We start from the raw sequence: 19,954 nt of genomic DNA, 5'->3' as shown, positions 1-19,954 counted from the left end.
CCGGGGGTTACTTGGACAGGGCTTTTATCGGGATGTCCTGGGTGACTCCGTTCGGGAGAGACCTTCTGATCGATATCGGAAGGGCGTCTTCCTCCAGCTCTAACGTTGCTATCTCTATGGGCCCTCTGTAACGTCCCTCCATCGGAATAAAGGACGGCGCCCCCATGGCGATCTGCAGTGACCTTGCGCCAACAATCCTGGCCCTTTCAAACCTCGTGAGCTTCGGAGGACCTATCTTGACCTCAAAAGAAGCGATTGAGGGTTGCCTAGCCTTCTTCTGTATCTTAGTAGGTGACATCGAGGAGCCCCGGAGCGAATTTGCCCCTTCGCCGTCATCTGATAAGTCTTTTTCCGCGCGACCCACGAAAAGCGAATAAGGGCGACCGGCGGGGCTTGCTGAAGTGTCGTCCCCCGAGGCTCCAGCGGCATCAGTCTCCAAGGTCGAGTGCCTTGCCACAGTCCCCGGAAGAGGGGTCGCCAAAGTGTCTCTGTTCAAGCATCTCGCACCCCTCACGGTGAACGCGCTTCTCCGGGTGTTCCCCATCGACAGTCGGGTCAATGTCCAGCCGAGCCTCGTCGCTCTGTTCACTCCCATGCGGGTGGGCGTCGAAAAGGGGAGGACGTCCTACTCCCGAGGCGACGTCGCCTTCCTGCCTTCGGGGGGGCTCGTCTGCTTCTTCCTCAAAGACTCGCGCAGTGAAATGCCCCTCAATCCGATCGGGAAGGTCGAGGACGGGCTCTCAGCCCTCGAAGGAGTGAAGCGTGGGGACACGGTAAGGCTGGAAGCGGTCGCAGCCAGCCTTCAACCGTCCCAATAAGACGGCCAGTCATTCTTCCGGAATCCTGGATTCACAGACCTTCTTTCTGAAAATGCTTGATCCCAGGACCCAGTTACAGTGCCTCGCGAATGAAAACGACCGCCGCGAGTTCGAGATCAGCCGCGACTAGGCAGCTAGGCCGAAGCCATAGCCCAGACCGTGTGGCCGCTGAACCCGCCTGCCTTCCTTACGAGGTTCTTCGTCTCCATCTCGCGGAGGATGCCCGTCGCGATGGAAGCGTTGACCCCAAGGGCCCTCGATGCCGTATAGACTGTTATCGCCTTCAGTGGGGTGAGGCTCTTGAGCATCTCCTGCTCGCTCATCTTAGGTGGAAGGAACGGAAGTCGCTTCTGCTGCTGCTGAGGCGCAGCCTTCTGCTCCTTTCCCTTCTTCCCCTTGGTCGCAGCCCCTGACTGCTGCGCTGTCTCGTCTGAATCCTGGGACTTCTCCATGGAGGCCATGGATTTCTTCTTGACTCCTCCCAAGTGATTTCAGAACGCACCCGCCGACACTGGAAATAAGGCTTTCCGGTGCGGAACGGGAAAAGGGGTTTAAGCCTCCGATCCGCTCGACGGGCGCCTTGGATTACTCCGTCGTGGCCGAGTCCTACTCAAGGCTCGAGGGCATCTCTGGGAGGAACGAAATGACGCAAGTGCTGGCCTCTCTGCTGAAGGCGGTCCCCAGGGATGAGCTCGCCACGCTCGTCTACCTCACCCAGGGGAAGCTGAAGCCAGACTACGAAGGGGTGGAGCTGGGCCTGGCGGAGAAGATGGCCCTCAGGGCCATAGGGAAGGCTGGAGGCCTCTCTCCGAACTCAGTCTACCAGACCTATGTGAAGCTCGGAGACATTGGGGGAGCGGCCGAGAAACTGCTAGGAAACAGGCGCCAGGGGACCCTCTTTGCAGAAGGGCTGACACTGAAGAGGGTCTACTCCACCCTCCTGAGGATGGCTGGCCAGGGAGGTGCCGGGTCCGTCGAGGCCAAACAGCGCAAGCTGGTCAGCCTGCTAAACGACGCGTCCCCGCTCGAGGCGAAGTTCATCATGCGGACGGTGACTGGAGAGCTGAGGCTCGGGGTCGCAGACTACACAGTCCTGGACGCGGCTGCGGTCGCCTTCCTTGGCGGCAAGACGGAGAGGCCAAAACTCGAACGCGCCTACAACGTCCACCCAGACCTTGGCTTCATAGTGGAGAGCGTAGCGTCGAAGGGCCTGAAGGGGGTGGAGTCGATCCGGGTGGAGGTCGGGGTCCCCATCCGGCCGATGCTGGCGGAGAGGCTTCCGTCTGCCGAGGCGATAGTGAAGAAGATAGGGTCGAAGTCCGTGGTGGCCGAGTACAAGCTGGACGGAGAACGACTGCAGATACATAAGTCAGGCAACAGCGTTTCCCTGTTCTCAAGGAGGCTGGAGGTGATTACCGGGAACTACCCAGACGCAGTCGAGCTGGTGAAGACTCACGTCTCCGCGAAGTCAGCAATACTCGAGGCCGAGGTGGTCGCCATCAACGAGGACACCGGAGAATACCTTCCCTTCCAGGAACTCATGCACAGGCGTCGGAAGCACGGGGTCCAGCAGGCGGTCGAAGACTACCCCGTGGCCCTGAACTTCTTCGACATCCTTCTCGCCGGTTCGACGGATTACACGGGCAAGGCCTACACGGTGAGAAGGAGCAAGATGCTCGAGGTGGTCGAGGAAACCGAAAGGACTCGGCTCGTCCCCGCCCTGACCGCCTCAGACCCGGCAGACCTGGAGAGATTCATGGAAGAGGCCATCGAGAACGGCTGCGAAGGGCTGGTCGTCAAGGACCCGAAGTCGACCTATCGGGCAGGGGCAAGGGAGTTCGCATGGATCAAGCTGAAGAGGGAGTACAGGAGCGAGCTCACCGACACCATCGACCTTCCGATAATAGGGGCATTCCACGGAAAAGGAAGGCGCGCAGGGAACTACGGAACCTACCTTCTCGGCGCCTACGACGCGAAGAGGGGGGTCTACTCCAGCGTCGCCAAAGTCGGGACGGGCTTCTCCGACCAGGACCTCGCGGCTATCCCTAAGCTCCTGAAGCCCTTCGAGAGCCATGTCAAACCTCCGAACGTCGAGTCGAACATGGTCCCAGACGTCTGGTTCAGGCCGCAGCTGGTCATCGAAACGATCGCGTCGGAGCTGACCCTCTCTCCCATCCACACTGCGGCCCTCGGAAGGGTGAGGCCGGGCGCGGGCATATCACTGAGGTTTCCGAAGTTCACGGGAAGGGTGAGGGACGACAAGAGGCCGGAGGACGGGACCACAGTCGAGGAGATAGTCTCGATGTACAACGGCCAGCTGAAGAAGGTCGCCGCTACCTAGTCGGGGCGCCGAAGGCCCTGTCCCCCGCGTCTCCCAGACCGGGAACGATGTATCCATGGTCGTCGAGCTCCGGGTCGACGGCACAGGTGTAGAACTCAGCCTTGGGGAAGTGCTTCGCCACGTATTCGATGCCCTGCATCGCGGAGATGACCGAGAAGAACGCCAGCCGCTTCGGCTTCCCCATTTCCGCTACCTTCTTCGCAACCTCCACCAGGGTGTGACCGGTCGCAAGCATCGGGTCGGCTATTATCACGACGTCGTCCCGCCTTATCTCTGGGACCTTGGCGTACTGGACTTCTACGGGGAAGTTCGGGGCCCTTCCGCGCCAGGCGCTTATCACCCCGGTCCTGGCCATGGGCAGATTCTTGTACATCCCTTCGACAAAGGGAATCGCCGCCCTCAGGACGAGGATGATCACGACCTTGTCTTTCCCCTTTAGTCTCCTTCCAGAGGACTTGGCGAGGGGCGTCTGCAACTCGACCTGCTGGGTCTCCATGGTCCTAAGGAACTCATAGGCCATAAAGCGCCCCAATCGATATATCGCCTTCCTGAACGCCACCTGGTTCGTCTGCCTGTCCCGGGCGAGCGCCAGCTGCTCCATCACCATCGGATGGTCCATAACTGTGACCTTGGGCCGAGGCACTCCGTGCCTGGGTCGGCTCGCAACAGTATTTATGTCAGACCGCGGAGCATGCCTTCAAGTTTGAAGACTCTCAGGCTCGTCCTTGCCCTCGCGATTCTCCTCGCCTTCGCCGCCCAGGTCGCCCCCGCCCGCGCCCAGACCTGCACTTCCCAGAACGGATGGTACGTAGCCTCGCTCAACCAGAACATCGACCCTGGATCCGCAGACTTCCTAGCAACCGCGGTCAGCAACGCAAAGGCGGCTTGCGCCGGGCACTTCATCCTCGTCCTCCAGACGAACGGGGGTGACGGAGGAAGCATGGAGTCGATGGTAAACACTATCTCGTCCTACCAGCAGTGGGGAGGTAGCTTCGTTACCCTTGTCGCGCCCCAGGGCGCGTTCGCGTTTTCCGCAGGCTCGTACATCGCAGAGGCCTCTTCGAAGATATACATGGTCCCGGGGACGACGATAGGCTCCGCAACTCCGATTGTCTCGGGCATCCCGACCGGCGAGGAGAACTCGACCCTCAGCAAAGACATCTCGGCGTTCAAATCGTACATGCAGGCTCTGACCTCCGCCAACGGAAGGAACGCGACGGCCTCAGGCCAGATGGTCACTCCGGGCCACCACCAGTCCTACACCGCCTCTGAAGCACTGGCTGAGCACGTGATCGACGGAGTGCTGAACTCGACCTCCGTGTCAGGGGCCCTGGCGGAGCTTGGCGTGCCAACATCCATCGGCATCGACTCCCCCGGAATCAGGTCTACCCTGATCTCAATCCTGAGCGACCCCAACGTTTCTGGTCTCCTCTTCCTGGTGGGGGTCTTCGCTGTCCTCGCGGACATCTATCATCCCACCATCGTCCTCTCCATCGTCGGAGTCGTGATAATAGCGCTGGCCCTCCTCGGGCTGGGCGTCTTCGGCGCCTCGCCCCTGGCAGTATTCCTCATGATCGTGGGTGCTGCCTTTATCTTCCTGGAAGTGAAGACCCAACATGGAGTGAGCGCCGTGATAGGGGTCATCATCTTCGTGGTCGGCTTCCTCCTGGTCTTCGAGTTTCCTCCAGCCTCGGCGGCGAACCCGGCGCTTCCAGGGGTCAACTTCTCCGGCATCCCGAACATAACCTATGCGCTGATTGCAGCCCTGGCCGTCGGGATCGTGGTCGCGAGCCTCTACCTCCGCTCCATCAGAGAGGGTCTCATGAACAGGCCGAAGGTGAACGACCCGGCCGCGCGGATCGGGAAGGAAGGTGTCATGGAGACCGACCTTACGGCTGGCAAGAAGGGGGTAGCACTGGTCGGGGCAGAGCAGTGGAGCGTGACCTCCCAGCAGGACCTGAGGAAGGGGGACGCTGTAAAGGTTAAAGAAGTCAGAGGGCTCGAGCTGGTAGTAGAGAAGCTGGAAAGTTGATTCCCATCGCTTCGGACGTCCTGCAGACTACCAGTGACATCGTCTCATACGCCATCTACGCTCTGATAATCATAGTCGTCCTGGCGCTGATAGGTTCCACCATCAAGATAGTAAGGGAGTACGAGCGCCTCGTGGTCTTCCGGCTCGGCCGTCTCGTGGGGGCCCGGGGTCCTGGAGTTATCTTCGTCTTCCCGCTGGTCAACAGGGTGAACAAGATCGACCTCAGAGAGAGATACCTGGAGGTCCCTCACCAGACCTGCATCACCAAGGACAACGCCCCGACTGACATCGACTTCCTAATCTATTACAAGGTCACCGAGGCGACCCAGAGCGTCGTCCAGGTACAGAACTTCGAGGGGGCATCCATCGGGATCGCTACCACCACGCTTAGGGCAGTCGTCGGCGACATCCCTCTCGACGAGCTCCTTGCAAAGAGGGAGCAGATCAACCAGGTGCTCAGGACCAAGCTCGACGAAGTCACGGAGAGGTGGGGGATCAAGGTCACCAACGTCGAGATCAGGGAGATACGCCCGCCCCAGGACGTCCAGGAGGCGATGGTCAGGCAGATGTCGGCCGAGAGGACAAGGAGGGCCACCGTAACTGAGGCGGACGGGAAGAGAGAGGCTTCGATACTGGTCGCCGAAGGGGAAAAGAAATCCAACATCCTCCGGGCGGAAGGAGACAAACAGGCCTCGGTGCTAAGGGCGGAGGGATACGCAGGGGCACTCAACCAGATCTACGGGGCTGCCAAGGGGATAGATTCGAAGACGATGGTCCTACAGTACCTTGACACTCTGAAGGCCCTCGGGGCGAGCCCTTCCACGAAGTACATCTTCCCGATGGAGTTCACCAGCCTGCTGGCTCCGCTCAAGGAATATGCGCAGGAAAAGGACAAGAAATAGGCCAGATTATCTCAAAACGGTAAGAAACGGCCTCGGATTCTCAAATTCCTTCGATTGAAGGCCCAGTCTTATATCCCAAACCTTTCAAGCCTTGGTGCGAGCATCCTTTCATGTCCGGACCAGAGAGCGAAACCCAAGCCAGACGGCGGACAATTGTAGTTCTTCAGGACGAGATGAGGCGCGTACTCGACGCGACCCGCGTCCTCAACGACGAGTTCACCGGCCTCATCAAAGCGGACAAGATGCTTGTGGCTTCGTCGCTGGAGAGGGTCAAGAAGGCGGAGGAGGACGTGGTGATGCTCCGCAGCGCCCTGATCAGGGAGCTATCCCAGGTCGGTACCCTCCTCGTCAACAGGGAGGACCTGCTCCGCTGCGCGTTCGCTGTGGAGGACATCTTCGGGCACATAAGCGGGGTGGCCTTCAAGATGTCCCAGGTGTCGCGAAGCTCGGCCAAAGACAAGAAGTACAAGGAGTCCATCACCGAGCTCCTGGGGCTCCTCATCGACGGGATATCCAAGCTCAACGAAAGCATGAGGGCCCTATCCATCAACTCGGAGCAGACCATCCAGATGTCGGCCCAGGTCCAGAAGCTCGAGAGCTCCATCGACGCGACCTACCGGGAGTCGGTCGTCACCACCATGAAGGAGGCGACCAACGTCAAGGAGCTGATAGTGAACAAGGAGCTCCTCGAAGCCATCGAGAACTGCGCGGACGCGATGCTCCGCGCGGCCAACGCCAGCACGATTCTTGCGCTAGGTATGTAGCCATGCCCAAGCAGATGGCGAGGGGCAGGCTCTTCGAGAACAGGGTGGTCGTCTGGGAGGTCGAATCCTCCAGACGCCTCTTCAAGGAAGGCTACTACGGCAAGCCCTTGGGGATCCCGAAGCCAAAGGACTTCGAGTTCGAAGCCCCGCTGGTCCTGGACCTCATGGAGGGATACTACCTGGCCGCCAAGAAGTCCGTGGAGCTCGAAGACAACTCTGGCAAGAAGCTGACCCTGAAGCAGGTCCAGGATATCTGCGAGGCCTCCTACATTGACTTCGCGGAGAAGTTCATGGTCTACAGGAAGCTAAGGGAGTCGGGGTACGTCGTCACTCCGGGGATAAAGTTCGGCTCCGACTTCGCCGTCTACGAGCACGGCCCCGGGATCGACCACGCCCCCTACATCATCCAGGTCATGGCCCCCGAGGCCACCATGACCGCAACCTCCATGGTCCGCTCGGGGAGGCTGGCCACCACGGTAAGGAAGCAGTTCATCATCGCAATCCCGGACCGAGCGAAGAAGACCGTCGACTTCCTCAGGTATGACTGGTGGCGGGCCTAGGGTGGTCGAAGTGGAGGAGGAAGCGCCGGCGCCTAGTCCGAACGTTGAGACCATCGGTGCCGACTCTCTCGTCCTCGTCTACCGCGACAGAAGGAGGAGGTGGCTCATCAGACCCAGGGATACGCCGAAGCTCCACACCCACCTTGGGATCCTGGACATGTCGGCGCTCGTCGGCAGGGAGTATGGAATCAGCGTCACGACGACTCTGGGCGACTCGCTGACAATCCTCAGGCCCACCATCGAGGACCTGGTCATGAAGCTCGCCAGGAGCACTCAGGTCGTCTACCCGAAGGACCTCGGCCTCATGATAGTCAAGCTCGGCGTACATTCGGGGTCACGGATTATCGAGACAGGGACCGGAACCGGAGCCACCACCGCCCTCATGGCATACCTCGTCCAGCCGGCAGGGATGGTCTATACCTACGACATCAACCCCGGGTTCCAGGACGTGGCGAAGAAGAACATCGAGAAGGTTGGGCTCACTCCCTTCGTCACCTTCAAGGCCGGGGACTCGCGGCTTGGGTTCACCGAGAGGGGCATGGACGCAGGGGTGCTCGACGTGGGCGACCCCTGGGAAGTGGTCCACAGCATGAAGGAGAGCCTGAAACCCTCAGCCCCAATGGTTGCGATCACCCCGACCACGAACCAAGCCGAGAAGCTCGTGTCGAAGATGAAGGACGAGGGGTTCGTCTCCATCGAGACGGTGGAGATCCTCATGAGGCACCTCGAGGCCCGGGTGGGGATGACGAGGCCAGCCAACATCATGATAGGGCACACCGCCTACCTCACCTTCGGGCGAACCACAACGGGCAGCGCTGCCCCCTGAATGTTCCAGGACACACGACCGCTCCGCCCGCCGGCTCCGACAGAGTCGCCTCGAGGCTGAAAACAGTTTTAAGCCCATCGCGGTCGCGGAGGCCGTTTGATGAATAACAGGGGGACCAGAGACGACCTGTCCGCGCTCCTCTACCTAGTTCCATTCCTCGCCAGCGGGGTCTATGCTCTGTATCTCTGGATCGCAGGAGGCATTTCCGCTTATCTTCCGACCGGCGTCTACCTGACGGTAACAAGAGACCCATACGTGTTCGTGGCCGGCTCCCTCGCCGTCATGCTCGCAGTCACCCTGGACTTCACATCGGCAGACCCGGCCGAGAGGCCTGCGAGGCTGAACTCCCTTGGGAACACCCTGCAGTCGATGGGGGCCGCCAGCCTGGTCCTCGCACTCTTCTTCGCCTGGTACGCAAACGGCTTCCTGGATGTATCAGGTGCGGCGACTGATTTCATCCTGGGACGCTTTAGCCTGGTATTCCCTGCGGCCCTTGTCCTGTTGAGCTATCTCATCACAGCCCGGTTCAACCTCGCTTCCCTGAAGAACCCGAAGCCACTCGGCATTATCGCACTGCTCCTCGTGCCCGTTTCGGTCGACCTGATTGGAAAGAGGAACCTCTCCGTTGGATTGGGAACTGCCCTGATACTACTGATCATCGGGGTGGTGTTGCTCCTCAGAAGCACTGCGAAGAAAGCGGCTCCCGAGAAGAACTAGGGCTTCTCCTCCCCCTAACTTCCCTCAAGTAACACCTTAGAACCCCTCGCTGTCCTGCAGGTTCTACCCATCAGGTAGTCTTGCTTGGATCCGCCTCTCCTGACCGCCTTCGCCGGCATTGCCGCAGCCCTCTTCATCACCGAACTCACGGACAAGGACGCTCTGCTTCTGCTTGCCCTCGCTGGGAGGGAGAAGGCTTCGACGGTGTTCCTGGCGGGGGTGAGCGCGTTTGCCCTCACGACTGCGCTGTTCGTCACCGCAGGCAGCCTCATCACCCGGCTGGTCCCGATTGCATGGGTGAAATTCGCAGGGGGTACAATCATGATCGCCTACGCCCTGTGGGAAGCGCGGGGGCTTGTCGGGGAGAGGTTTGTCGAGAGAGAAGAGCGGGAAGTAGAGAAGAAAGCCGCAGGATGGAGGGTCTTCGTCTCCATGGTGGGCGCCCTCGTCATCCTGGACGTCGCGGGGGACGCGACGGAAGTGCTTACAATCGTGTTCGTCGCCCACTATTCCAATGCCCTCCTGGTCTTCGCAGGCGTTTGCACGGGGCTGATCTTGGCCACCGGGGTCGAGACGGCCCTCGGCAGCAGGCTCGGGAAGCTCCTGACCCCGGCGAGAATCCGAAACGTTTCGGTGGTCGTCTTCCTCATACTGGGCACGTTCATCATCCTCTCCGCCTTCACGTAACCCGAGGCAGGCATTCTCCCCGCTTGAGACGCCCGCTGAGGCTTCGCCTCAGCACTTCAAGGGCGCATATTCTTTAAGCCAGGTCGTCGGCGCGTAGGGCTGCATGTCTCAGGCGAGCCAAGAAGGTCTGACCGCGAAGAAGGGGACGGACTTCGACGAGTGGTACACTCAGGTCATCCTGAAGTCGGAGGTCGCAGACTACAGTCCGGTCTCGGGGTGCATGGTCTTCAGGCCCTCCGGTTACGCCATCTGGGAGAACATCCAGTCTGCCGCCGACGCGGAGTTCAAGCGGATCGGCATTCAGAATTCCTACTTTCCGCTCTTCATCCCGGAACGCCTGCTCAAGAAGGAGGCGGAGCACGTCAAGGGCTTCTCCCCCGAAGTGGCCTGGGTGACCCAGGCGGGGAAGTCCACTCTCGACGAGAGGCTTGCCGTAAGGCCGACCTCAGAGACCGTCATGTACGAGGTGGTGAAGCGCTGGATCAGGTCCTGGAGGGACCTGCCACTGAGGCTGAACCAGTGGAACAACGTCGTCAGGTGGGAGTTCAAGCACCCGACCCCCTTCCTTCGCTCGAGGGAGTTCCTCTGGAACGAAGGGCACACGATCTTCGCCACCAAGGAGGAGGCGGACGCTGAGAGGGACGAGATACTGGGCATTTACAGGATGGTCACCGAGGACTATCTTGCGCTCCCAGGGCTGGTTGGAAGGAAGACCGACTCCGAGAAGTTCGCAGGAGCCGAGGCGACCTACAGCATCGAGCATCTTCTGCCCGACGGCAAGGCGATTCAGGGTCCGGACTTCCACTCCGACGGTCAGAGGTTCTCGAAGGCCTTCGACATCGTGTTCGTCGACGAGGAAGGGGAGAAGCAGTTCGCATGGCAGAACACCTGGGCGATCTCGACGAGGGAGATCGGGGTCATGCTTGCCGTCCACAGCGACGACAAGGGCGCCGTCGTCCCACCGAAGCTCGCGGCCCTGCAGATCGTGGTGGTGCCCATAGTCAACGAGGAAAACAAGGAGTCGATCCTCAAGGAGGCAAAGGCCTTTTCCAAGGACCTCGCTGCCCGCTGGAGGACCAGGCTGGATGACCGAGACCACCTGACGCCGGGCAGGAAGTTCAACGAGTGGGAACTCAGGGGGGTCCCCCTGAGGATTGAATTCGGTCCGCGCGACCTCAAGGCAAAACAGGCCGTGCTCGTCAGACGGGACACCGGGGCCAAGCGGACCGTGGCTATCGACCTCCTCGGGAAGGAAGTGGACAAGGAGTTGGGAGACATCCAATCCAACCTCCTCGCCAGGGCGAGGGCGTTCCTGGAATCACACACAGTGGAGGCGGGTTCGATGGAGGAGCTCGAACGTCTCATTGCTGGAAAGGGAGGGATCGTGAGGGTCGCCTGGTGTGGAAAGAAGTCGTGCGAAGACAAGATGAAGGACAGAGCAGGAGGGAAGATCCTGAGCATCCCCCTCGACCAAAAGCCTCCTAAGGCGAAGTGTGTCTCGTGCGGGGAGAAGGCCGAGTCTACGGCCAATTACGCGAAGTCCTACTAGAAGGGCCTGACGAGAAGACGCCTTGGAGACCAGAGCGCCGGGGCGCGGCTTCCTGTCCGTCATAGGTGCGATAAACTGGGACGTCACAATCTTCGAAGATCGTTTCCCTCGAGTGGGAGAGGAGGTCCAAGCTAGACTCGTGGAGGAATACCCCGGCGGCAAGGGGGCGAACGTAGCCGTGGCGGCCGCGAGGGTCCTCGGCGCCGGACGGGTCAGCCTTGTCGGGGCCCTTGGCGATGACGACGTCTCTGAAAGGCAGCTTGCCGGGCTCCGCGCTGAAGGTGTTCTGACGGGCGGAGTGTCGACCCTGACGGGCAGCCGGTCGGGGATGGCGTACATAGTCGTCGACGAGAGGGGGAGGAAGACCATCCACACCCAATTCGGGGCCAACGGGGAGTTGACTCCCGCTCACCTTGCGAAGGAAAACGTGGCGAGGCTGGTCTCCAGAAGCTCGATGATAGTCGTTATGGACCCTCCCACGAGCGTGGCCCTCGCCGCGGTCAGCCGAGCCAAGGAGCGATGGTGCAGGGTCGTCTACAGCCCGGGGGTAAGGGCTCAGGAAGGGCTCAGGAGGATCGGGCCGGTGATCCGTCGGGCGGATATCCTGGTCGTGGACTCCAGCGAGCTGAAGAACCTGGCCGGCCTTGAGGCCGAAGACCCTTCCCTCGAGGCGCTCTCGAACGCCTTCCCCCGGGTGACCGTGGTGGTGACGCTCGGGGCAAAAGGATGCGTAGTCTCCAGGGGGACCGTCAAGACCGTGCTTGAGGGAGTCGACCTGGCCGCGCTCGGCCTCAGGGCGGTGAACAGCACCGGCTCCGGGGACGCGTTCCTCGGCGTTCTTGCGTCCTATCTCACTTGGGGCAAGACTGTGGAGGAGGCTGCCTCCTGGGCGAACCTCGCGGGGGCCCTGAAAGCCGCCAGGTACGAGACCCGGGGGAGCCCCGGTGCTAAGGAGCTGGAGGATTCGATGGGGGCACTGGGGGAGCTCAGACGACGGCCACGGGGCTCGCCAGGGAGTAGAGCCTCATAGCGCTGTCATCAACGCTCATGGGCAGGTCAACCTTTGCCAGGGCGATCATGTGAAGGGAGAGGGAAGACGCGGCGATTCCGAAGCAGGCGCTGCGGAGGAAGTCCCTGGTCTTCAGGTACCAGCTGACGGTGGCACCGCTCAAGATGTCCCCGGCCCCGGTGCTGTCGACCACCTGTGCGCGGGGGACCTTGATCTCGTAGATGCGTGCCCCGTCAAGGACGAAACAGGAGTCGGCCCCCTGGGTCACGACGGCCTTCCGAAGGCCTATGGCCGCGATCTTCTCGAGCGCTTCCTTCGGGTTCGCCTTCCCCGTCAGCGCCTCCGCTTCGCTCCGGTCCATCTTGATGGCGTCCACCTTCGAGAGTATGCTCTTGTCCTGGATGGGGGCGACGGACACGGTCCCCTTAGAATCGAAGCTCCTCACGAACCCCTGGGGGTCGAGGAAAGTGAAGTCGGAGCGCGCCGAAATCTCTGTCAACAGTGACGTGGACACCTCCCCTGCTATCGGGCTGACCAGGGCGGCGCTGAACCTTATGTTTGGAGGAATCTGTGAAACTGAAAGGTCCTCGCACCTGTGTACCAGGGTCAGGGTCCGGCTCCCCACGCCCTCGGCTATGCTGAACTTCGTTGTCGGCTTCAGGAAGCTCCTGTCACCCGCCCGCAGGGATATCCCGTTCCGCGCCAGCCACACCGCCTGCTCCTCGGGGAAGTCGTTCCCCACCCTGGTAAGGGGAGTCACGTCCAGGCCGAACCTGGAACAGATCAGACCAGCGTAGCAGGGGGGGCCCCCGACCGACGTTATCAGTCTCATGGGGAGCTGAATCGAGTCGATGGTGATGAATCCTGCGACCAGCACCTTCATTCCGAGGCCGCGTCAGCCGAACTCGTCTTAAGAATACTTCCGCCCATTCACACACAGAGCGCAATCGGCCGACTTTTTTCGTGGCTCGTTTAAATAACCAAACGCGAGGAGGGCTGCGAGAACAATTTGAACGTTCATTCTAGAAATGGGATTAGCACAACAATCGGCGTCTCAGTCATAATCGTCCTGTTGCTAGCTGCCGCAGTGGCGTATTACTTCATCTCCTCAACGGGCACAAAGACCACAACCACTCCAACCACCACCACGACCGCAGGACCGCTCCCCGGCAAGGGGATGTCCATCGGCGTAATCTTCGACGTCGGAGGGCTGGGTGACCGCGGCTTCAACGACCTGGCTTTCCAGGGAATGTCGCAGGCCAACACCACTCTTGGTGTCGACACCCACTATGTAGTGGCCGCCAGCTCCAACGACTACACCTCAGACTTTGAGGCTATCATAGCGAAGCACGTTAACCTCGTGGTCGGAGTCGGGTTCAACATGGACCCAACCATCGCCCAGGAAGCGGCGAAGTATCCGAACCAGAAGTTCGCCCAGGTCGACGGTGACATCTATAACCTGACGAACGTCATAGCAATCAAGTTCACCGAACACACTGGTAGCGCGATAGTAGGGGCGCTCTCGGTGGCCATGACGAACACGAACAAGATAGCATTCCTCGGCGGGGTACCCTTCTCGATCATCTACAAGTTCTGGAACGGTTGGAAGGCCGGCGCGGTATGGGCCTCCAACTATCTCCACAAGAACGTCACATTGCTCAAGCAGTTTGACAGCACAGACTTCAGTGTGGGCTTCAGCGATCCGGCTGGAGGCCAACGCATCACCCAATCATTCATCTCGCAGGGAGCTGACATAGTATTCATGGTCGCAGGCGGAACCGGCATCGGTGGACTCAAGGCCGTCGGGCAGTATGACATCCAGCAGGGCTGGAACTTCACATCTGCAAAGCCGCCAGTCTTCGGCATCGGAGTCGATGCGAACCAGGACTACTACGGAACCTACGGGTTCTTCGTCAAGAACTCCTCCACCTTCAGCGCGCCCTCCTTCGTCCTCACTTCTGAAATAAAGAAGGTGGACTTCGGAGTCTTCAAGGTCATGCAGTCGGTGGTATACGGCAATTACTCCAACTATTGGAACGACGCAGCCACGTTCGGCGGCGGCTACTTCAGCGGGTCCACGACCCTCTGCGGCACGACAGGCGACCAGCCCTGCCACGTGCGCAACGTACTGCAACTGGGCCTCGCCCAGGGCGCAGTCGGACCAACGCCCTTCCAGTACTCGAGCCAGTACCTTACACCAGCGGCCAAGAACATACTGACCCAGATCACGCGCGGCATCCTTAACGGAACCATCGTAATCCCAGAAAACTACAACGATTCCCCAACCTAGAACTAGGTGAGTAGATTGCTCACCTATTTCCCATTTTTGTGATTAACGTGCCCCAGACGATGGTCTCGATGTCTGGGATCAGGAAGGAGTTCCCCGGTGTCGTCGCGGTGGACGGCGTGGACTTCAGCGTCTCCAAGGGAGAGGTCATGGGCCTCCTTGGGGAAAATGGTGCTGGGAAGAGCACCCTCATGAGCGTCCTCTACGGGCTCTACCGGATGGACGGCGGCTCGATTTCAATCGACGGAGTCCCCGCGAAGATAAGAAGCTCTCGCGACGCGATATCCCTCGGCATCGGGATGGTCCACCAGGCTTTCACCCTGGTCCCGAACCTCACGGTAAGAGAGAACATCATCCTGGGCGCCGAGCCCTCGAGGCTGGGAATTCTAGACGCAGCCGGAGCGAACGCCAGGGTGACCAAGCTTGTTCAGGAGACCGGGCTCCCCATCGACCAGGACGAGCTCGTGGAGAACCTTCCCACGGGGTTCAAGCAGCGCGTCGAGATACTGAAGGCACTCTTCAGGGGAGCTAGGGTCCTTATCCTCGACGAGCCGACGGCCGTCCTCACCCCCCTCGAGGCGGATGAGCTCTTCAAGGCCGTGCGGAAGCTGGCGGGCGCCGGCACCACTGTCATCTTCATCACCCACAAACTGAAGGAGGTCATCGCCCTCTCCAACCGCATCACGGTCATGCGCAAGGGGAAGGTCGTTGGGACCATCGACACCAAGGACGCGGCCTTCGACATCCTCGCCAACATGATGGTGGGCAGGGACGTGGAGCGGAAGTTCAAGTTCGTCGACCGTCAGCCCGGGGAGGACCTGCTCGAAGTGAAAGACCTCGTGGTCTCGACCCCGAACAAGCCGAGGGCTGTCCAGAACTGCTCGTTCAAGGTGAGGGCGGGCGAGATCGTGGGCCTGGCAGGGGTTGAGGGGAACGGTCAGTCTGAGCTCATCGAGGCGATCACCGGCATGAACAGGCCCGTCTCGGGCACCATTTCGATCAACGGCCATAGCACCAACGCCCTCGCTCCGAAGCAGATCCTCGACCTCTCGGTGGGCCACGTCCCCGAGGACCGGGCCCTGAGCGGCCTCGTCCTGGACTTCTCGATAGCAGAGAACACAGTTCTGGGGCGGGTCGACGAGCCGCGCTTCTCAAGCTCGGGCCTCCTCTCCCTCGCGAAGGTCAGAGAGTTCGCCAGGGGAATCGTCAAGACTTTCAGCGTGGCCACCCCAGGGGTCGAAGTAAAAGCCAGGAACCTCTCGGGGGGCAACCAGCAAAAGGTGATAGTGGGGAGAGAGCTTTCGGGGGGCCCTCACCTCCTCATCGCCCACCAGCCCACCCGGGGCCTGGACGTGGCGAGCACCGAGTACATCCAGTCCCTCCTTGTCGAGGCCAGGAACGAGGGGAGGGGCGTCCTGCTGGTGAGCGCGGACTTTGACGAGACCCTCGACCTGAGCGACAGGATACTGGTGCTCTACGAGGGGAAGATAATCGGGGAGCTGGAACGCGGAGCGAGCATAGGAGACTTGGGCAAGCTACTGGGCGGGATAGCAGTCTGACCGCCCGGTCCGAGGGCCGGGTGGTCAAGGCCCTGAGGGCCAGCGTCCCCCAGGTCCTGGTCCTTCTGCTCGGTCTCCTCGCTGCCTCGATTCTGATGCTTATCGTGGGCTACAACCCCCTCGAGGTCTACGGGACCCTGGTGAACGGGGCGTTGGGCAACCGCGACGGTCAGTCCTACGTCCTGACCTACACCGGGACCCTGATCCTCTCGGCCCTCGCATTCCTGATCCCAGGCAAGGCGGGCATCTGGAACGTCGGTGCCCAGGGACAGATCTTCATGGCCGGGGCGGTGGCCACCATAGTCGCAGTAGTCTTCCCTCTCCCGTTCATTATCTGGCCCCTCGTTGCCGTCATGGCTGCCATGCTGGTGGGGGCGTTCTGGGCCTTCATCCCCGGAATCCTCGAAGCCTATCGCAACGCCTCGGCCATAGTGACCACGATCATGCTGAACTTCGTCGGCGAGGCGATTTCGGCTGCGCTCTTCCTCAGCATCATAGTGGACGCCCAGCCCAAGGCCCGGCTCTACAACACGGCCGCCATACCTCCCCTGGCCTCCATCCCCAGCCTTCCCTTCTTCACGACATCGATAATGATTATCGTCGCGGTTGTTGTCGCCATAGGGACTGAGTACTTCTTCCGGGGGACGACCCTAGGGTACAAGATCCGCGCTACCGGGTTGGGTCCGCACCCGGCCGAAGCCAAGGGGGTGAACCCGCGGAGGACCAAGGTCATCGCGATGGTCATCGGAGGCCTAGTCGCAGGACTGGCGGGGGCCGGGGACGTCCTGGCCGCTGGGCACTCGTGCGGGTCCTCGGCATGCTATCAGGTGGGGTTCGCCGCCGGATGGTTCGGCGGTGAGGGGTTCGCGGGAATCGCGGTTGCCCTGGTGGCGGCCTCGAACCCGATCGGTGCGATCTTCTCCGCCATCTTCTTCAGCGTCCTCGTGGCCGGGTCGGCCAGCGTGGGGGCGAGCGGCCTCAACGTCTACGTCATCTGGGCGATGCAGGGAATAATAATCGTCTTCATGTCGATGCCTCACATCAGCACCGTAATACTCAAGGCGGGCAGGAGAAGGAAATGGACCTAGCCCCGGTTCTCCTGGTCGCCGTCTTCGGGCTCCAGTACGCCACCACGATTTCAATCGCCGCCCAGGGGGAGCTGATTACTGAGAAATCGGGCATCCTGAACATAGGAATCGAGGGGGTCATGCTGATGGCATCCTTTACAGCCGCCCTCTCCAACGTCTACTTCCAGCTCATCCTCGGGATCGCGAACCCCTACCTGCCTCTGATCATTGGCGTCGCCACCGGCGTCGCAATGAACTTCGTCTTCGCGTTCCTTAGCACCAAAGCCCACGTGGACCAGGTTATCGCAGGCATCGGCATCAACATCTTCGCGCTGGGGATCATCTACGTTCTATCGGCCAAGCAGATACTTGGGTCGCGGATCAACGGCACAACGCCCGTCTCCAACACGATCCCCCCTGTCTTCGTGATCCACAACATCTCCTCCAACCTCTCCATCGGGATAAGCCCCCTGACCATACTGATGTTCGTCCTCCCACTCCTGACCTACCTCTTGCTTTCCAAGACCAAGTTCGGCCTCCACATCAGGGCCGTGGGGGAGAATCCCAAGGCCGCAGAGGTGGCAGGAATCGGGGTCGCCAGGACGAGGATTCTCGCCACGTCTCTGGGGGGGGTCCTCCTGGGCCTCGCGGGCTCCTACCTGACCGTGGACCTTTTCGACTCCTACACACGGAACGCGACCGCGGGAATCGGGTTCATCGCAATCGCAGCTGTGATAGCGGGCGGCTGGAACCCCACCTACGTACTGGCCACGGGGCTCATCTTCGGGGCGAGCATAGGCCTTACCACTGTTGTCGCGACCACCGGGCCTGTCTTCTTCCTCTTCAGCACGATACCCTACGTCCTCACGGTGGCGGTGCTGGCCATCGCTTCGAAGCGCCTGAGGCCCCCCACTGCCCTCGCGACCCCCTACAAGAAAGAATAACAACGGGGACATGTTTAAAGAGGCTCCAGCCTCCAAGAGCTTCAGAAGTCTTGACCAAGAAGAGAAAGAGCCGAGGACGGTCCAAGGGAGGGAAGGGGCGCGGAGGATTGATCTACTGCAGCAACTGCGGCGCTGCCGTTCCCCGAGACAAGGCGAAGAAGGTCACAACCCGGGTGTCGCTTGTCGAACCCACCCTGGCAAGGGAGCTGAGAGCGGCGGGCGCGTACATCGCCTCCCCCACCACCACGCGGTACTACTGCATTAGCTGCAGCGTCCACTACGGCATTGTAAAGGTCAGAGCGGCGTCAGAAAGACGAAACTGGTAGCCAGACTCTAGGGCGACTTCGATATCACGATAACGTTCACGAAGACCGGGTCTATCGGCTGTCCTGCGAATTTCAGTCCGTAGGCATAGGTGGGCACGTCTGCTATGGACTGGACTACGCTCCATCCAGAAACGACCTTCCCGAACACCGTGTAGTTTCCGTCAAGGCTGCGGTTGAGGGTGCTGTTTGACAGGTTGATGTAGAACTGCGAGGTGCCGCTGTTGTTCGCTTCCTTTCTGGCCATTCCTACGTAGCCCTGATAGTTGTGAAGCGAGCGGTCGATCTCAAGGGGGACGGTCTGGCTCGAACCCCCCACCCCCCAGGTCGACCTGTTTGTCAGCCCGCCCCTGGTGTTCGGGTCTCCAGTCTGGATCAGCAGGCCCGGGAATATCCGATGCCACACCTGGTCGTTGTAGAATCCAGAATCCGCGAGATTTACGAAGTTCGCCACGGTGGCTGGGGCGGCCGCCGGGAAGAGCTCGATCTCGAAGGACCCCTTGGTCGTGTAGACCGTGGCGTACTCTGGGGCAGGCTTGACGAAGTAGGTCTCGTAGGCAAACCAGGCAGAAGTGGCCAGGAGTACGGCTACGAGGACCGAAGCGACTCGCCGGCCGGTCACGACCCTCGTCTGCACCCTGTTCCTGGGCTTGTAGGACAACCCTCGGGAAGGGTCCCGCCGAGTTCGTTGAAATATCATTCGGTGAAGCCGGTCGATCCGGTCCGGTGCCTCTACTTCAGGCTCATCGCTCCCCTCGCCGTCCTCTCAAGGAAGGTGAAGAGAGCCAAGACCGCTACCAGCACCACGCCCCAGCCGACCAGGCCCAAAATGGACGAAACTGCGAGGACGAGCAGTCTCTCGCTCCGCTCCCCAATGCCGACCCCAGAAAGGCTCGTGCCTAGGGACTCCCCCCTCGCGCGCGAGTAGCTGACCAGCAGGCTGAACGACAGTGCGAGTACGACGGCGACGGGGCTCGCCAGGCCACCGGCGAGTATCCCCAGGAAGATTGCCACCTCAGACACGCGGTCAAGGGTCGAATCGAGGAACGCCCCTCTCTTCGACATCCTCTCGGTGAACCGAGCCACTGCTCCGTCGACTATGTCGAGGAACCCTGCCAGCAGGATAAGCAGCCCAGCGGTGAGCTCCCCCCTTTGGCCTGCGGTCCAGTAGGCGGCTGCGCAGATGAACGAGACGACCAGACCGACGGAGGTCCACCCCGTCGGGGAGAGGCCCAGGGTCGCGAAAGCCTTCCCGATCTCCCAGAAGTAGGTCTTGAGTCGCCCCCTCAGCCTGTCGAGCATCGGGGGAGAGCCCGACTGTGCAACGCTATAAATAGTGAAACACGCTCGGGAACATCCTTGGGCAAGATAGACAAGGGCGTGGGATGCAACGTGGGCGGCTGCTCCAATCCCGCCGTGCGCTCCCTGAGTCGTTCACAGATCGGCGGGAGCGGCCTCTCGGTCTCCGGAGAAGGGAGGAGGGTCTACCTGTGCCACGACCACTACAAGGTCTGGAAGAAGGCGACCAAGAAATCGAAGGACCTGGAAAGGGCCCGATGGTAATCAACA

The 19,954-nt window shown here is 60.8% G+C and carries 23 protein-coding genes; 17 read left to right on the top strand and 6 right to left on the bottom strand.

Annotated features, from left to right (window positions below; all coding sequences use genetic code 11):
- Positions 1-7: 7 nt before the first annotated feature.
- Positions 8-364, bottom strand: coding sequence for a DNA-directed RNA polymerase subunit K (locus tag OK438_01755; GenBank protein ID MDA4124166.1), 357 nt, complete (start codon positions 362-364; stop codon positions 8-10).
- A gap of 37 nt (positions 365-401) precedes the next feature.
- Between OK438_01755 and OK438_01750 the strand changes: the two genes are divergently transcribed.
- Entirely contained in the window at positions 402-818 is a 417-nt protein-coding gene (locus tag OK438_01750; protein ID MDA4124165.1) for a hypothetical protein, read from the top strand.
- Positions 819-952: 134 nt separating this feature from the next.
- Here the strand turns inward: OK438_01750 and OK438_01745 are convergent, their stop codons facing one another.
- A complete protein-coding gene (locus OK438_01745) occupies positions 953-1,303 on the bottom strand; it encodes a 40S ribosomal protein S25 (protein ID MDA4124164.1) in 351 nt (116 codons plus the stop codon).
- Between the two features lie 95 nt (positions 1,304-1,398).
- Here OK438_01745 and OK438_01740 point away from each other — a divergent pair, with 95 nt between their 5' ends.
- On the top strand, positions 1,399-3,159 hold the full coding sequence (locus OK438_01740; GenBank protein MDA4124163.1) for an ATP-dependent DNA ligase: 1,761 nt from the start codon (positions 1,399-1,401) through the stop codon (positions 3,157-3,159).
- Here OK438_01740 and upp read toward each other — a convergent pair.
- Positions 3,152-3,802: a uracil phosphoribosyltransferase gene (gene upp, locus OK438_01735; GenBank protein MDA4124162.1), complete on the bottom strand. Its 651-nt coding sequence runs from the start codon at positions 3,800-3,802 to the stop codon at positions 3,152-3,154. The genes OK438_01740 and upp overlap by 8 nt on opposite strands.
- 60 nt (positions 3,803-3,862) lie before the next feature.
- Between upp and OK438_01730 the strand changes: the two genes are divergently transcribed.
- From OK438_01730 to OK438_01690, 9 genes are all read left to right on the top strand, one after another.
- Positions 3,863-5,191 (top strand): hypothetical protein, encoded by a 1,329-nt coding sequence (locus tag OK438_01730; GenBank protein MDA4124161.1) that lies wholly within the window; start codon positions 3,863-3,865, stop codon positions 5,189-5,191.
- A 5-nt stretch (positions 5,192-5,196) separates the two neighbouring features.
- On the top strand, positions 5,197-6,093 hold the full coding sequence (locus tag OK438_01725; GenBank protein MDA4124160.1) for an SPFH domain-containing protein: 897 nt from the start codon (positions 5,197-5,199) through the stop codon (positions 6,091-6,093).
- Between the two features lie 110 nt (positions 6,094-6,203).
- Entirely contained in the window at positions 6,204-6,857 is a 654-nt protein-coding gene (locus tag OK438_01720) for a DUF47 family protein (protein ID MDA4124159.1), read from the top strand.
- A gap of 2 nt (positions 6,858-6,859) precedes the next feature.
- The gene (gene endA / locus OK438_01715) at positions 6,860-7,417 is read left to right on the top strand and encodes a tRNA-intron lyase (GenBank protein ID MDA4124158.1); all 558 of its coding nucleotides are present in this window, start codon (positions 6,860-6,862) and stop codon (positions 7,415-7,417) included.
- Positions 7,418-7,427: 10 nt separating this feature from the next.
- Positions 7,428-8,243: a methyltransferase domain-containing protein gene (locus OK438_01710; protein MDA4124157.1), complete on the top strand. Its 816-nt coding sequence runs from the start codon at positions 7,428-7,430 to the stop codon at positions 8,241-8,243.
- Positions 8,244-8,342: 99 nt separating this feature from the next.
- Positions 8,343-8,960: a hypothetical protein gene (locus OK438_01705; protein ID MDA4124156.1), complete on the top strand. Its 618-nt coding sequence runs from the start codon at positions 8,343-8,345 to the stop codon at positions 8,958-8,960.
- A gap of 84 nt (positions 8,961-9,044) precedes the next feature.
- On the top strand, positions 9,045-9,647 hold the full coding sequence (locus OK438_01700; protein MDA4124155.1) for a TMEM165/GDT1 family protein: 603 nt from the start codon (positions 9,045-9,047) through the stop codon (positions 9,645-9,647).
- A 103-nt stretch (positions 9,648-9,750) separates the two neighbouring features.
- Positions 9,751-11,196 carry a proline--tRNA ligase gene (gene proS / locus OK438_01695; protein ID MDA4124154.1) on the top strand — a complete coding sequence of 482 codons (1,446 nt, stop codon included), beginning with the start codon at positions 9,751-9,753 and terminating at the stop codon, positions 11,194-11,196.
- Between the two features lie 22 nt (positions 11,197-11,218).
- Positions 11,219-12,226: a PfkB family carbohydrate kinase gene (locus tag OK438_01690; protein ID MDA4124153.1), complete on the top strand. Its 1,008-nt coding sequence runs from the start codon at positions 11,219-11,221 to the stop codon at positions 12,224-12,226.
- On the opposite strand, the gene OK438_01685 is transcribed toward OK438_01690, so the two are convergent.
- The gene (locus tag OK438_01685) at positions 12,183-13,088 is read right to left on the bottom strand and encodes a PfkB family carbohydrate kinase (GenBank protein MDA4124152.1); all 906 of its coding nucleotides are present in this window, start codon (positions 13,086-13,088) and stop codon (positions 12,183-12,185) included. The genes OK438_01690 and OK438_01685 overlap by 44 nt on opposite strands.
- Before the next feature lie 126 nt (positions 13,089-13,214).
- Between OK438_01685 and OK438_01680 the strand changes: the two genes are divergently transcribed.
- Genes OK438_01680 through OK438_01660 form a run of 5 tightly spaced genes read left to right on the top strand, consistent with a single transcriptional unit; the run spans position 13,215 to position 18,388 of the window.
- Complete coding sequence (locus OK438_01680) at positions 13,215-14,495, top strand: BMP family ABC transporter substrate-binding protein (GenBank protein ID MDA4124151.1); 1,281 nt, start codon at positions 13,215-13,217, stop codon at positions 14,493-14,495.
- Positions 14,496-14,554: 59 nt separating this feature from the next.
- On the top strand, positions 14,555-16,051 hold the full coding sequence (locus OK438_01675; protein ID MDA4124150.1) for an ABC transporter ATP-binding protein: 1,497 nt from the start codon (positions 14,555-14,557) through the stop codon (positions 16,049-16,051).
- A 20-nt stretch (positions 16,052-16,071) separates the two neighbouring features.
- The gene (locus tag OK438_01670; protein MDA4124149.1) at positions 16,072-17,139 is read left to right on the top strand and encodes an ABC transporter permease; all 1,068 of its coding nucleotides are present in this window, start codon (positions 16,072-16,074) and stop codon (positions 17,137-17,139) included.
- Positions 17,130-18,062 (top strand): ABC transporter permease, encoded by a 933-nt coding sequence (locus OK438_01665; GenBank protein MDA4124148.1) that lies wholly within the window; start codon positions 17,130-17,132, stop codon positions 18,060-18,062. The genes OK438_01670 and OK438_01665 overlap by 10 nt, the downstream gene beginning before the upstream one ends.
- A gap of 50 nt (positions 18,063-18,112) precedes the next feature.
- Complete coding sequence (locus tag OK438_01660) at positions 18,113-18,388, top strand: 30S ribosomal protein S26e (GenBank protein MDA4124147.1); 276 nt, start codon at positions 18,113-18,115, stop codon at positions 18,386-18,388.
- Positions 18,389-18,395: 7 nt separating this feature from the next.
- Here OK438_01660 and OK438_01655 read toward each other — a convergent pair whose 3' ends face one another.
- Both OK438_01655 and OK438_01650 read right to left on the bottom strand, forming a co-directional pair.
- A complete protein-coding gene (locus OK438_01655) occupies positions 18,396-19,046 on the bottom strand; it encodes a peptidylprolyl isomerase (protein MDA4124146.1) in 651 nt (216 codons plus the stop codon).
- A gap of 71 nt (positions 19,047-19,117) precedes the next feature.
- Positions 19,118-19,687: a CDP-alcohol phosphatidyltransferase family protein gene (locus OK438_01650; GenBank protein ID MDA4124145.1), complete on the bottom strand. Its 570-nt coding sequence runs from the start codon at positions 19,685-19,687 to the stop codon at positions 19,118-19,120.
- Between the two features lie 57 nt (positions 19,688-19,744).
- Between OK438_01650 and OK438_01645 the strand changes: the two genes are divergently transcribed.
- The gene (locus OK438_01645; GenBank protein MDA4124144.1) at positions 19,745-19,948 is read left to right on the top strand and encodes a hypothetical protein; all 204 of its coding nucleotides are present in this window, start codon (positions 19,745-19,747) and stop codon (positions 19,946-19,948) included.
- Positions 19,949-19,954: the final 6 nt, after the last annotated feature.

It is taken from the genome of Nitrososphaerota archaeon, from assembly GCA_027887005.1.
In the GTDB taxonomy this organism is placed as follows: Archaea; Thermoproteota; Nitrososphaeria; order Nitrososphaerales; family Gagatemarchaeaceae; genus UBA183.
Note: the sequence above shows the minus strand (reverse complement) of the source record. Positions and strands in the feature narration are given on the sequence as shown.

Bases quoted from the DNA above. Each gene is read 5' to 3' on its own strand.
- OK438_01720 (MDA4124159.1), top strand. From the start codon at position 6,204: ATGTCCGGACCAGAGAGCGAAACCCAAGCCAGACGGCGGACAATTGTA.
- OK438_01705 (MDA4124156.1), top strand. From the start codon at position 8,343: ATGAATAACAGGGGGACCAGAGACGACCTGTCCGCGCTCCTCTACCTA.
- proS (MDA4124154.1), top strand. From the start codon at position 9,751: ATGTCTCAGGCGAGCCAAGAAGGTCTGACCGCGAAGAAGGGGACGGAC.
- endA (MDA4124158.1), top strand. From the start codon at position 6,860: ATGCCCAAGCAGATGGCGAGGGGCAGGCTCTTCGAGAACAGGGTGGTC.
- OK438_01675 (MDA4124150.1), top strand. From the start codon at position 14,555: ATGGTCTCGATGTCTGGGATCAGGAAGGAGTTCCCCGGTGTCGTCGCG.
- OK438_01685 (MDA4124152.1), bottom strand. From the start codon at position 13,088: ATGAAGGTGCTGGTCGCAGGATTCATCACCATCGACTCGATTCAGCTC.
- OK438_01665 (MDA4124148.1), top strand. From the start codon at position 17,130: ATGGACCTAGCCCCGGTTCTCCTGGTCGCCGTCTTCGGGCTCCAGTAC.
- OK438_01650 (MDA4124145.1), bottom strand. From the start codon at position 19,687: ATGCTCGACAGGCTGAGGGGGCGACTCAAGACCTACTTCTGGGAGATC.